Origin of the sequence: Methanocella paludicola SANAE, from assembly GCF_000011005.1 — an archaeon.
GTDB classification, from domain to species: Archaea; Halobacteriota; Methanocellia; order Methanocellales; family Methanocellaceae; genus Methanocella; species Methanocella paludicola.
This window is the reverse complement of sequence record NC_013665.1, coordinates 2,646,434-2,660,005: the sequence shown is the minus strand read 5'-3', so window position 1 is coordinate 2,660,005 and position 13,572 is coordinate 2,646,434. Positions and strand designations below refer to the sequence as shown.

Below are 13,572 nucleotides of genomic sequence, written 5' to 3'. Positions count from 1 at the left end.
CCGCTACTCCCCGTATACTTTGAGCACCCGCTCCGCGACCTCGCCCCAGTCGAGCACGTTGCGTGGCATGCCGTTGAACTGTGCTTCTTTTATGTATTGGGCGAGCTTCTCGCCGCCGATAGGGACGTCTACGCCCCGGCACGAATCCCCCACGAACTCGGAGAGCGCGGAGCCGTTCGCCACAATACAGGGCACGCCCGCAGTGAGCGCCTCGGCGACCGTGATGCCGTACGCCTCGGCCGTGGAAAGCATGACGAACACGTCAGCCGTGGCGTACCACCTCAGCAGGTCTGCCCGGGACTGGTCGGCCATGAATCCCACCTTGTCCTTAACGCCCGCATCCTGCGCCTCTTTTACGAGGGCTTCCATGTACGGCCCTTTGCCGATGATGAGCAGCCTGTAGAACGGCAGATAGGGCATCGCCCGGATGGCGTACTGGACTCCCTTGTACTCCTCCAGCCGGCCCACGTATAGTATAACTTTTAGGCCTTTAGGGAAAGGCTCCAGGCCCTTGAACTCGGCCTTGTTGACGCCGTTCGGGATGACGACGGCCTTGCCGTCGCACTTGAAGTCCCTGCATACAAGGCTTTTCTCGAACTCCGAAACGCATATGATCCGGCCGGCCCTCTCGAAGATGCTCTTCCCGAGATAGGCGTAGGGCTTCAGCAGCAGGTTCCGCAGGGGAGTATGGCCTTTGCCATGATAATGAGGTGTGAAAATGAACTTCGGGGCCTTCGAGGAGGCGGCGAACAGCGCGGGGAAGGCGTGGTAGCCGTGGGCGTGGACCACGTCGAAGTCGGCCTTTTTCATGTACGAGCGCAGCTGCGATGAAAGATAGTATGCGTCGCCCGGCGCGAAGGCGGGGAAACGCACGGCCTTCACTCCATCGATGACCTCGGACGCCGGAAGCTTACCCGAAGGGTCCGTCGAAATGACCGTGACCTCGTGCCCCAGGCGTACAAGGCGCCTGCTCAGCTCCTCCACGTGCGTCTCGACGCCTCCGATGTAAGGCCTGTACCGCGGGCATACCTGCGCTATCCTCATCCGATGCCTCAACTACTGGCTTACCATTGCCCGGCGCCCATAAATATATTTTCTTGAGGCGGGCGCTTCGACGAAGTAATAAAGTTATTTATATCGGCAGGGCGGATAGACGCCTTTGAAGCGCCTATGACCAAAATCTGCATCGTGGGTCCCTCGAAAAAGTTCCTGAGCGGCATCAGCTATTATACGATACGCCTGGCGAACTCGCTCGCCGACGGCTACGGCGTCTCGGTCGTCAATTTCAGGGATCTATTGCCGAAGTTCATGTTCCCCGGGAGCAAGCACGTGGGCAAGGACCTCTCCGACCTGGACTACCGAAGCGATGTAAAGGTCTTCAACGGCATGGACTACAACAACCCGCTGACATGGTATGGCGCGTACCAGTTCTTAAAGCGAGAAGCCCCCGACGTGGTCATCCTCCAGTGGTGGACCTCATCGGTAGCACACATGCATCTCATCATAAGCCTTTTTTCCACCAGGGCGAAGACCGTGCTCGAGTTCCACGAGGTCGTCGACCCGCTCGAGGAGTCCATCCTGCCCATAAGGCTATACTCCCGGGCCATGGGCCGGCTCCTGGTGAGAAGGGCCGCGCAATACGTGACCCACTCCGAGTCGGATAAAAAGCTCGTCGTCTCAAAGTACCGCATACCCGAGGAGAAAGTGCAGGTCATCCCGCACGGCCTGTATGACCAGTACAGGCAGGTGCCGCAGGCAGAGGCCCGGCAAAAGCTCGGGCTGGACAGCGAATACGTGATCCTGACGTTCGGGCTCATCCGCCCCTACAAGGGCATACCTAACCTCATTAAGGCCTTCGGCGACATGCCGGCCGATATCGCGAACAGCTCCAGGCTCCTGATCGCCGGGGAGATATGGGAGGACAGGGAGGCGGTCACGCAGGCCATCGCGAGCAGCCCCTACCGGGACCGCATCACGCTCGTGGACTCCTATATCCCGGACGATTCCATTCCGCTATACTTCAACGCGGCGGACGTGGTGTCGCTGCCATACCTGAGGGCATCGCAGAGCGGCGTCGCCCACATTGCCATGGCCTTCGGCAAGCCCATCGTCGTGTCAAAGGTGGGAGGGCTCGAGGAATCCATGGCCGACTACGCGGGCACGTTGTTCGTGCCTCCCGGCGATGTGGGCGCGATCAGGGACGCCCTCGTGCGGGTGTACGCCGAAAAGCCGGGACCGTACGAGCCTCCGAAGCGCGGCTGGGACACGATCAGGGAAAAATACGGGGCCCTCATCTCCACGCTGCGGCCGGTTGGACGATATCACGATAAAGTTTAAATGATGAGGCCCGACCTATATTTTAAGCATAAAAAGCGGCGAGCACAAGCACGTCAACCTCATTGTACGAAAGGTATATGTAAAATGGTGCTCATTCACCCCATAATCTATCCACGGAAGGTGAGCGGATGGCAAAACCATCGAAAGGGAAGAAGGCATTGAAATCAACGCAAAAGGCCGCCGAGCAGGAAAAGGCGGTCCCCCAGAAGCCTGTCGTCGAGCAGGCGGTACCGGCGGATAAACCGACAAACGGCATGCAAACGGCAGAGCTGGCAACCCCGGAGCCGGTAAAACAGGCAAGCTTCGCCGACAGGGCGGTCGGCTTCATAAAGTCAAACTTCACGATATTCACTATAGCCATTATAATTTTAATGGGCGTCATGTTCTACATCAGGACCGTGCCCGTCCACGCCGCGGTTTTCACCAACTGGGGGTGGCTCAACGGCTCCACCTACGCCAACATCGCCGCGGACGACGGCGTCTACCACATGAGGCTGCTGTATAACACGCTGGAGCACTTCCCGTTCAGGATATTATATGACCCGTTCACCCACTTCCCCTACGGCAATACCATCCACTTCGGGCCGCTCTTCGAGCTCATACCGGCGGCATTGCTTCTCATCTTAGGCCTGGGGAACCCGGGCGATTCGCTCATCCAGGCCGTGGCCGCCTACTATCCGGCGGTGCTGGGCACCCTGGTCATCATCCCGGTCTACTACATCGGCAAGAAGCTGTTCGGCAGGCCGGCGGGGCTCATCGGCGCCCTGGCCATCGCGTTCATGCCCGGCGCCTTCTTCTACCGGTCAATGCTGGGCTCTTTCGACCACCACATCGCGGAAGTGCTGTTCATGGCGTGCACCGTCGCATGCCTCGTCTACGCCCTGGATGCCGCGAGAACGTCGAAACTCAGCCTGGAGCAGATCAAGAACAAGGACTGGGGCTCGCTCAAGATGCCTCTGGTCTACGGCGCCCTTGCGGGCATATTCATGGGCTGCTACCTGCTAAACTGGATCGGCGCCCTCCTGCTCGCGTTCGGCCTGTTCGTATACTTCACGCTACAGGCGTTCATAGACAACTACAGGGGCCGCTCGCTTGACTACCTGGTCATACTGGCCGCCCTCGTCTTCCTTATACCGGTGCTCATGGTGCTGCCCTACTCCGTGTCCAACATGACGTTCCAGGCAGTGTACTATTCGCTCACGCAGCCCCTGCTGTTCATATTCGCCTTCGCCGGCGTGTGCGTCGAATATGGCGTGGCCCGCGCCCTGAAGGAGAGCAAATCGGAGAAATGGGCGTTCCCTGTGGCCATCGTCGGGATCGCCGCCATCGGCATCATCCTGGTATACCTCATCGTTCCGGGCCTCTTCGGCATCCTCCAGTACAGCATGACCCAGCTCATCCCCAGCGGAGGGACGCTCACGATCGAGGAAGCCTACCCGACGTTCATCGACCGGTCCACCGGCCAGGTCAGCTTCGCCACGCTATGGGCCATGTACTACTGGGCCTTCCCGGCCGCGGTCGTGGGGCTGCTCCTGCTCATCGTCCGGGTATTCCGGACCCAGCGCCCGGCGGAGCTCATGTTCCTCATATGGAACATCGTGATGGCCTGGGCCCTCATGGCGCAGAACCGCTTCACATACTACTTCGCGGTCAACGCCGCCCTCCTGACGGCGTACCTGGCGTTCGAGATGTTCCAGATCATCGACCTGGACGGCCTGTTGGCCGGATTCAAGAAGAAGGTCGACAGCATGGAGGGCTTCCAGCGCTACATGAAGAAGAACATGGGCGCAAGCCTCGCGCTGGTGTTCATCGTGCTGGTATTCGGCCTTATCGCCGTATACCCCGCACTGCCCCTGAGCGACTCCACGGGAGCGAACTCCAAGGGCGTCATCTTCCAGACCGCCGAGTCGGCGTCGTCAGGGATGGCCTACGAGTGGTACGACGCCCTGACCTGGATGAGGAACCACACTCCCGACCCCCAGGGCACGACCGTAAGCTCCACTTTCAATTATGCGAGCGGACAGTACTATAAGTCGCCGCTGAAGAAGACATACGATTATCCGTCGAGCGCATACGGCGTCATGAGCTGGTGGGACTACGGCCACATGATCGAGTACGTGGCCCAGCGCATACCCAACGCCAACCCGTTCCAGGCGGGCATCACCGAGGAGAACGGGACCACCGGAGCGTCGCCGTTCTTCTGCTCCATTGACGAGGATACGAGCGTGAAGATGCTCGACGCCCTGGGCTCCAGGTACGTGGCCATCGACAACCAGATGGCGACCGGCAAGTTCCCGGCGATACAGGAATGGATCGGCGATTCCGACGGATGGGAGTACGTGACCAACAGCACCTTCATCTACATGGATAGCACCGCCATGTACCAGAACAACAACACCGTGCCCATCCTGGCGGATACGAGCAAGTGGGACAAATCCACCATGAACCGCCTGTACTACCACGACGCGGATAAGATGAGCCACTACCGGCTCGTGTACGAGTCCGCGGGCCCGTACTACGTGAACCTGAAGGTGGTCAACCGCGAGCAGGGATACGTCGGCTACAATAACCCGCTGTCGTTCAATAACCTGCAGAATGCCACGGACATCTACCAGATGTACAGTAACTTTGTCGTATCGACGGACTCATTGGGCACGATGTATGGCTATGATGCCAGGCCGCCAGCCAAGTGGGTGAAGATCTTCGAGAAGGTCGACGGCGCCACCTTAGTGGGCAGCGCCCCGGAGGGCACGAACGTCACCGCCATGCTCACCCTCAAGACCGATTACGGCCGCGTGTTCAATTATACGGCGTCCACGGTGGCGCATAACGGCTCGTACTCGTTCGTCGTGCCATACTCGACGGAGGAGATGAAGGGCGACGGGTACTCGTATGGCATTCTCCCCCAGACCAAGTACATGATCACCGTGGGCAACGTCACGAAGACCGTGGACGTGCCCGAGAGCGCCGTCATGAGCGGCTCGACCGTACAAATAACGTAAAGCTAGTATGAAAGACAATGTGTGCATACTGATCCCCACGCTGAACGAGGGCAAGACGATACGTGACCTCGTGGCCCGGTTCAAGGCACTTGGCTACGAGGACGTGCTCGTCATCGACGGCAATAGCTCCGACGATACCGTGTCGGAGGCGAAGGCCGCCGGCGCCCGGGTCATCTCCCAGGATGGCAAGGGGAAAGGGACTGCGGTGCAGCAGGCGTTCGGGCTCATCGACAGGGACATCACCGTCATGATCGACGGGGACGGGACGTACCTGCCCGAAGAGGTGGAGAAGCTCATCGAGCCCATCGCCGCCGGCAAGGCCGATCACGTGATGGGCAACCGCTTTGCGAACTACGAGAAAGGCGCCTTCACGGGCCTGAACCTTTTCGGGAACAAGGTGCTGAACAAGCTGTTCAACATCGACTATAAGGTGTGCCTTGAAGACATTCTGACCGGGTACAGGGCATTTGATAATAAGGCCATCAAGCGGATGGACCTTAACCAGTCCGGATTCGGCATCGAGGTCGAGCTCACGGTGGAAAGCATAAAGAAGGACCTCAGGATGCTCGAGGTGCCCATCTCGTACAGGGCCAGGGCCGCCGGGGCGCCGACGAAGCTCAACCCGCTCGAGGACGGCTTCAAGATCGGCTACACCATCTACAAGCTGGGCAAGACGTACAACCCCATGCTCTACTTAAGCATCGTGGGGGCCATCTTCGTCGCCGCGGGCATCGCGGTCGGCACATACGTGACCTGGGACTGGTTCAAGGGCATCAACCACCTTCCGCTCACGATCCTCACGGCGCTGCTCACCATCACCGGCGTCCAGATATTCATTTTCGGGTACCTGAGCGACATGATCGTCCAGGTGCAGCGCGAGACCCTGAGAGAGTTGAGGAAACGCTAATAAATATTTCGAGATATATAATTATTTTAGGTGTTTTTAGATGCCAGAGTTCGCAAACCCATTCGCGGGCATGAACGCCCCGAGAAAGCTGACGAAGGACGAGCTGGTCAGGGCCATACGCTTCGACATCGCGGCCGAGTACGAGGCCGTGCAACTGTATAGACAGCTCGCCGACTCGACCGACGACAAAGTGGCGAAGGCCGTCCTGGAGGACATCGCCGAGGAGGAGGTCGTCCACGCCGGGGAGTTCCTCAGGCTGCTGAAGTACCTTCAGCCCGACGAGGAAGAGTCGTACCAGAAGGGGTACAAGGAAGTCGAGGACATGATGAAGAAGCTCAAGAAAAAGTGAGCTTCTTCCTTATTTTTACTCCGTATTTTTACTAATGAAAAACTATATAGTCAAATAAATGCTTATGAGCGAAAAGAAACGCTCGATGGGCGTCGGTGGGATCAACGTGCACAAATTCTACAAGACTGCGACGATCTTACTCCTGTTAATCGTTATTTCATTACCGTGCATGGGTTCGGCTTCCGCCGCCGGGCACGACAATTCCACTGACAACCAGAGCATCACGCCCACGCCGGGCATCTCTGTAACCCCCACTCCCGTGCCGACGCCTGCCCCGAGGAAGGTCTTCAACACGGCCACGGCAGGATGGAGCGTTGACCACGAGAGCATTACCGTATCCAATACTGGCAAGCCCATAACCATCATCGCCTGGATTGAGGAACGCTCGCAGAGCGTGACCATCTCGGTCGGGGCCAACGAGTCGTTGACGGTGTCGACGCCGTCCATCGAGGCCCAGAACGGCCAGGTCGTGACCTTCGGCTTTGAAGCCTATGAGAACGGGACGCTCATCGACTCGTACACGAAGACGATCGCGGTCATCACCAGCCCGACACCCTCCGCGCTTCCGCCGGAGAGCGCGAGCATTGCGGGCGTCGTGGTTGACGAGTCCACGGGCAAAGCGGTATCGGGCGCAACGATCACGTTCAGGTCCGTGTCATACGAAAAGACCTACCCGCCGGTCAAGACCGGAAGCGACGGGTCCTTTACTTCTCCCAAAATGTACCCGGACGTGTACACGATGACCATCAGCGCCAGCGGGTATCAGCCCGCCTCCCTGACCACGAACGGCAAGATCACCGGGGACGCGACGGTCGCTGCCATCGGGATAAAGTCGATATCCGTGGCGACAACGACGCCGACGCCGACCCCCACGGTAAATCCCATAGACTCATGGGTCTCACTCATGTATAACCCCGCGCTCTGCGTGGGCACGGTCTCGTCGCTCATCGCGGTCATCGCCGGCTCCATCGGCATTTACGAGTGGATGGAGCGCAAGCGCAGGGAGCGCGAGGGGCTGAGCGGCCAGAAGAAGGATGATGGCCCGAAGCCGCCGAAGATATAAAGGGCCGGGCGTGTAAAGGCCGTCATACGGTTCCCCATGCACGGGGCTTAACTCTTTTTCATTTTCTTTCTTTTGGGCGACGATTACAGGCCAATAAAAACCCAAAGGTTAAAATATAACGAGCGCGATTACGACTTAGGAATCTTCTATGGAAAACAGAAGGGATCTTTTTATTCACCGATGTCAGGTTCCTTGACACCACGTTGAGAGACGGCGAGCAGACCCCGGGCGTCAGCCTGGAGCCGGAGAAAAAGGTCTGGATCGCCCGAAATCTGGACGCCCTCGGCGTAGACGTTATCGAGGCCGGGTCGGCCATCACCTCTCAGGGGGAGCGCGACGGCATCAGGGCCGTCGTCCGCGAAGGCCTGAAGGCTGAAATATGCAGTTTTGCGCGCATCGTCAAAAGCGACATAGACTACGCCATCGACTGCGACGTCGACTCGGTGCACCTCGTCGTGCCCATCTCGGACCTCCACATCACGCAGAAATTAAAGAAGGACCGGGAGAAGGTCAAGCGCACTGCCGTGGACATGGTCGAGTACGCGAAAAAGCACGGGCTGATCGTCGAACTGTCGGGCGAGGACGCCTCCCGGGCCGACCTGGACTATGTACTGGACGTTTACCGGGCGGGCGTGGAGGCGGGCGCCGACAGGCTCTGCTTCTGCGACACGGTCGGCGTCCTCAACCCGGAGCGAACGTACGATATCTTCCGAAAGCTCGTTACGGGCGTAAAGGCCCCGGTGAGCATCCACTGCCACGACGACTTCGGCCTGGCCACTGCGAACACTGTAGCGGCGCTCAGGGCCGGGGCGAGCCAGGCCCACGTGACCATGAACGGGGTGGGCGAGAGGGCCGGCAACACCTCGCTCGAGGAGGTCGCCATCGTGCTCAAGTCGCTATACGGCGTCAACACCCGCATCGTCCTCGAGAATTTATATCCCGCGTCGCGGCTGGTCAGCCGGCTCATGGGCATCCCCGTCGCACCCAACAAGTCGCTGGTGGGCGACAACGCCTTCATGCACGAGTCCGGCATCCACGTGCACGGGCTGATGGCCAACGCGGCCACCTACGAGCCCATCACGCCCGAGACGATCGGGAGAAAGCGGCAGATCATGCTCGGGAAGCACGCCGGCCGCTCCACCGTGGAGCTGGCCCTCCAGGGCTTCGGGCTGAGCGCGACCGGCCCCCAGCTCGACGAGATCACGAAGCGCGTGAAGAGCCTGGGCGATATGGGCAAGCACGTCACCGACGTGGACCTGATGTCCATCGCCGACAGCGTGCTGGGCAACCACACCGTGGCGAGAATTAAGCTCATTGACTGCACCATCCTGTCGGGCAACCACGCGACCCCGACGTCCTCCGTCAAGCTGACCATCGACGGCCAGGAGGTCGTCGAATCCGGAGTCGGCGTGGGCCCCGTGGACGCGGCGCTCAACGCCCTGAGGCGGTCCATATCCGGAGTAGCGGACGTAAAGCTTGACGACTACCGAGTCGAGGCGATCACCGGAGGCACGGACGCTTTAGTCGAGGTGTGGGTCAAGATGTCCCGGGACGGCAGAGTAATAAGCGCCCGCGGCGCCGGCCCCGATATCATCATGGCCTCGGTCCAGGCGTTCATCGACGGGATGAACCGCCTCATCGAAGAGAAGAACGGCATCGTAAAGAAAGCGGCGGAGCCGTGAGGGCACGGGGTCTGATATGAACAATAATGATAAACTATTAATATCCCTATTTTCTTACAAGCCATGCACAACAAAGGAGGTCAAGAAGTGAGCGCGAACGCACCCCAGAGGATCCCCGGCGCGAGGGCACTGATAAAGTCGCTCGAGGCCGAGGGCGTGGATACCATCTTCGGGTATCCGGGCGGCCAGATCCTGCCCGTGTATGACGAGCTCTACGATTCGAGCATTCGCCATATACTGGTCAGGCATGAGCAAGCAGCGGCGCACGCCGCAGACGGCTTTGCCAGGGCCACGGGGCGCGTAGGCGTATGCCTCGCCACCAGCGGCCCGGGGGCCACGAACCTGGTAACGGGCATCGCTACCGCTTACATGGACTCCATCCCGATGGTGGCCATCACTGGCCAGGTGCCGACGAGGCTCATCGGCAACGATGCCTTCCAGGAGGCAGACATCACCGGTATCACCATTCCCATCACGAAGCACAACTACCTCATCAAGGACGCAAAGGAGCTGCCACTCACGATCAAAGAGGCGTTCCACGTCGCCTCAACGGGCCGGCCGGGCCCCGTCCTCGTGGACATCCCCAAGGACGTCCAGGCCGCCATGATGGAGTTCGAGTACCCGAAGGAGGCCAAGCTCCAGAGCTACAAGCCGACCTACGCGGGCCACCCGCTCCAGATCAAGAAGGCCTGCCAGCTCATCGAGAGCGCGGAGAGGCCGGTGCTCTACGTGGGCGGCGGCGCCATCGCGGCGAACGCGGCCGACGAGGTCAGGCAGCTCGCGGAGACCATCATGGCGCCGGTGACCACGACGCTCATGGGCAAAGGGGTCTTCCCCGAAGACCACCCCCTGTCGCTTGGCATGCTGGGCATGCATGGCACGAGGTACGCCAATTACGCCATCATCGACTGCGATCTTCTCATAGCCATCGGCGCCCGGTTCGACGACCGCGTCACGGGCAAGCTAGAGAGCTTCGCCCCGAACGCCAGGGTCATACACATCGACGTCGACCCTGCGGAGCTGGGCAAGAACGTCCGGGTGGACGTGCCCATCGTGGGAGACGCCAGGGCCGTCCTCAAGAAGCTGAACGCCACCCTCAAAATAAAGCTCCCGAAGTCCTCGGCCTGGAACCAGAAGATCGAGCACTGGAAGAAGGAGTACCCGCTCGACTACGATAAGGACTGCAGCGAGCTGAAGCCCCAGTGCATCGTGGAGAGGCTCAACGAGCTCGTCAAAGACGGCATATTCGTCACCGAGGTGGGCCAGAACCAGATGTGGGCCGCCCACTACATCAAGTGCAAGCGCCCCAGGACGTTCATATCCTCGGGCGGCCTGGGCACCATGGGCTACGGCCTCCCCGCGGCCATCGGCGCCAAGGTCGGCTGCCCGGACAATGAGGTCTGGGACATCGCCGGCGACGGGAGCATCCAGATGAACATTCAGGAGCTGGCGACCGCCGTGAGCAACGACATCCCGGTGCGCGTGGCCATCCTGAACAACGAGTACCTGGGCATGGTCCGGCAGTGGCAGGAGCTGTTCTATAACCGGCGCTACTCCTACACGGACATGAGCGGCCAGCCGGACTTCGTGAAACTGGCGGAAGCCTATCATGCCGTAGGAATAAGGGTCGAAAAGCAGGGCGACGTGAAGGACGCCATCAAGTCGGCCATGAAGAGCGATAAGCCCGTCTTCATTGACTTCCGCGTGTCCAAGGAGGAGAACGTCTTCCCCATGGTCCCCGCGGGCGCGTCCATCAACGAGTTCGTCGAGCAAAGGGGGTTCAAGTAATGGCCAACGGCAACAATTACCACACCCTTTCGGTGCTGGTCGCCAACAAGCCCGGCGTGCTCACCCACGTCTCCGGCCTGTTCAGCCGGCGGGGCTATAACATCGACAGCCTCACCGTGGGCGTGACCGAGAATCCAGATATTTCCCGGATGACCATCGTAGTCCATGGCGATGAGCACGTCATCGAGCAGGTCACGAAGCAGTTGAACAAGCTGATCGACATCATCAAGGTCGTCGACATCTCGCCCCTCGAGTCCGTCGACCGGGAGCTGGCCCTACTCAAGGTAACGGCCGACCCCACCGCTCGGGCCGAAATCATCCAGATCGTGAACATCTTCCGGGCCAGCATCGTGGACGTGAGCGCTAAAAGTCTAATCATCGAGGTGACGGGCAGCACCGACAAGATCAACGCCCTGGAGGAGCTCATGAGGCCCTTCGGCATCAAGGAGATGGTCCGTACGGGCAAAGTGGCCCTCGTAAGGGGCGCAAAGCCCACGCAGTTCGATAAATGAGCCCGCACGGCTCTTTTAATTATTTTTAATATCCCTATAGTAACTTTTTTATTCTAATTGCTCTTCTTTTACTTCTGGGGTAATATATTGCTAGGCGACAGGCCGGAGCAGGCCGGAGAGGAGACCGTTTACGTACCGGGCAGGCTGGAGCGCTCTATGATCGAAGGAGGCACAGCACGGCCGGCCATTCCCGACGAGCTGAAGATCGGGGTGGGCTCGGTGATAGGCGACCAGTACGTGGTGTATAAAGTTCTGGGCGGCGAAGGGAAGAGCGGCATGGGCGTCGTGTACGTGTGCTACGACCGCCGTGCCCGGCAGATGTACGCCCTGAAGACCTTCCAGGACAAATACCTTTACTCCGACCGTATCAAGAATAATTTTCAGCACGAGGCGCTGGCCTGGGTGCTGCTGGACGCCCACCCGAACATCGTCCAGGCCGTCAGCGTGGAGGCCCTCGATAACCGCCTGTTCATCGTTCTGGAGTATATTGAGCCCGATAGCATGGGGCGGAACACGCTCGCCCATTTCATTAAAGGCCCAATACCTCTTATCCAGTCTCTGGGGTGGGCCATACAGTTCTGCGACGGGATGGCCTACGCCGCTTCCCAGGGCGTCACTCCCCACCGGGACATCAAGCCCGATAATCTCATGATATCGCAGGACGGCACGCTCAAGATCACCGACTTCGGGCTGGCCAGGTTCTGGGAGGGGACGCTACGCTCATACGATATGGACGGATATCCCGGCAGCGCCATAGCGGGCACGCTTCCCTGGATGGCGCCCGAGCAGTTCGACGGCACGAGCGACCTTCGGAGCGATATCTACGGGTTCGGCGTCATCCTCTACCAGATGGCCTCCGGAGGCCGTGCCCCGTTCGCCTCGGACTGCATCGACGAATACCGGCGGATGCACTGCAAGGCCCCGGTGCCACGAGTAAACAGCAGGCTGTATCCCATCATCCGGAAGTGCATGAAAAAATCGCCCGGAGAAAGGTACGGGGATTTTCGTTCCCTCAGGGCTGACCTGGAGCGCCTCTATCGCTCCCGGTCCGGGATGGAGCCCCCGGCGCCCGCCTCCCGCATAGAGCCCGACGCGTGGGATTACAATAACCGCGGGCTGGCCCTGTATAATGTGGGGCTGTTAGACGAGGCCATATGGGTATACCGTAAGGCGCTAAAATTAGAGCCCATGCTGGCCGGCCAGCACGGCGCCGGCCTGGCCATGGTCCACAACAACATGGGAGTCGCATACGATGCCCGGGGGCAGGTGGACGCTGCCATAGGGGAGTACCGGGAAGCCCTGCGGCTCGACCCGGGCCTGGCTGACGCCCATAATAACCTGGGCACCGCCCTCATGGCGAAAGGCCAGTCCGATGGCGCCATACAGGAATACAGGGAAGCTCTTGCCACCAGGCCAGAGTACGCGATGGCTCACCACAACCTGGGCCTATCATACGCCTGCCGGGGAGAGCTTGGCGACGCGATGGGGGAGTACCGGGAAGCGCTGCGGCTCAAGCCGGCATTCGTGGAGGCGAGGATCAACCTGGGCCTTGCGCTGGCGATATCGGGCTGCTTCGACAGGGCCATCGAGGAATACCGGAAGGCGGCAGTGTTGAGCCCGGACGACGCGGTCCTGCACTTCAACCTGGCCAGCGCGCTCCGGGCCACGGGACGGATAGGCGACGCCGTGGACGAATATCGCATCGCCACGGGCATCGACCCGATGAACGCCCGGGCGCACTACCAGCTCGGGCTGTCCCTGGATGAAATGGGAGACCTACAGGGCGCCATCAGCGAGTACATGTCGGCGCTTCGCCTGAATCCTGGCGAGCCCGGCGCGGCGGGGAAGTTCAGGAACGCGCTCGAGCGATCGGGAACTCCCTCCGAAGTGGCCGAGGCATGCATGCGGGCACTAAACAATAAGAAGCAGTGA

10 protein-coding genes are annotated in these 13,572 nt (G+C 60.0%); 9 read left to right on the top strand and 1 reads right to left on the bottom strand.

Annotation, left to right across the window (positions count from 1 at the left end; all coding sequences use genetic code 11):
* Nucleotides 1–3: 3 nt before the first annotated feature.
* Nucleotides 4–1,044: a glycosyltransferase family 4 protein gene (locus MCP_RS13750; protein ID WP_012901453.1), complete on the bottom strand. Its 1,041-nt coding sequence runs from the start codon at nucleotides 1,042–1,044 to the stop codon at nucleotides 4–6.
* 126 nt (nucleotides 1,045–1,170) lie between these two features.
* Here MCP_RS13750 and MCP_RS13745 point away from each other — a divergent pair, with 126 nt between their 5' ends.
* From MCP_RS13745 to MCP_RS13705, 9 genes are all read left to right on the top strand, one after another.
* The gene (locus MCP_RS13745) at nucleotides 1,171–2,337 is read left to right on the top strand and encodes a glycosyltransferase (protein WP_012901452.1); all 1,167 of its coding nucleotides are present in this window, start codon (nucleotides 1,171–1,173) and stop codon (nucleotides 2,335–2,337) included.
* Between the two features lie 128 nt (nucleotides 2,338–2,465).
* Nucleotides 2,466–5,339: an oligosaccharyl transferase, archaeosortase A system-associated gene (locus MCP_RS13740; protein ID WP_012901451.1), complete on the top strand. Its 2,874-nt coding sequence runs from the start codon at nucleotides 2,466–2,468 to the stop codon at nucleotides 5,337–5,339.
* A 7-nt stretch (nucleotides 5,340–5,346) separates the two neighbouring features.
* On the top strand, nucleotides 5,347–6,246 hold the full coding sequence (gene aglJ, locus MCP_RS13735) for an S-layer glycoprotein N-glycosyltransferase AglJ (protein WP_012901450.1): 900 nt from the start codon (nucleotides 5,347–5,349) through the stop codon (nucleotides 6,244–6,246).
* A 40-nt stretch (nucleotides 6,247–6,286) separates the two neighbouring features.
* Nucleotides 6,287–6,595 (top strand): ferritin family protein, encoded by a 309-nt coding sequence (locus MCP_RS13730; RefSeq protein WP_012901449.1) that lies wholly within the window; start codon nucleotides 6,287–6,289, stop codon nucleotides 6,593–6,595.
* Nucleotides 6,596–6,659: 64 nt separating this feature from the next.
* Nucleotides 6,660–7,658, top strand: a complete 999-nt coding sequence (locus MCP_RS13725; RefSeq protein WP_158301497.1) for a carboxypeptidase-like regulatory domain-containing protein — start codon at nucleotides 6,660–6,662, stop codon at nucleotides 7,656–7,658.
* A gap of 164 nt (nucleotides 7,659–7,822) precedes the next feature.
* Entirely contained in the window at nucleotides 7,823–9,340 is a 1,518-nt protein-coding gene (locus MCP_RS13720; protein WP_128567236.1) for a (R)-citramalate synthase, read from the top strand.
* Between the two features lie 87 nt (nucleotides 9,341–9,427).
* A complete protein-coding gene (locus MCP_RS13715) occupies nucleotides 9,428–11,128 on the top strand; it encodes an acetolactate synthase large subunit (protein ID WP_012901446.1) in 1,701 nt (566 codons plus the stop codon).
* On the top strand, nucleotides 11,128–11,640 hold the full coding sequence (gene ilvN, locus MCP_RS13710; RefSeq protein WP_012901445.1) for an acetolactate synthase small subunit: 513 nt from the start codon (nucleotides 11,128–11,130) through the stop codon (nucleotides 11,638–11,640). The genes MCP_RS13715 and ilvN overlap by 1 nt, the downstream gene beginning before the upstream one ends.
* A gap of 87 nt (nucleotides 11,641–11,727) precedes the next feature.
* Nucleotides 11,728–13,572 (top strand): tetratricopeptide repeat protein, encoded by a 1,845-nt coding sequence (locus MCP_RS13705; RefSeq protein ID WP_231845089.1) that lies wholly within the window; start codon nucleotides 11,728–11,730, stop codon nucleotides 13,570–13,572.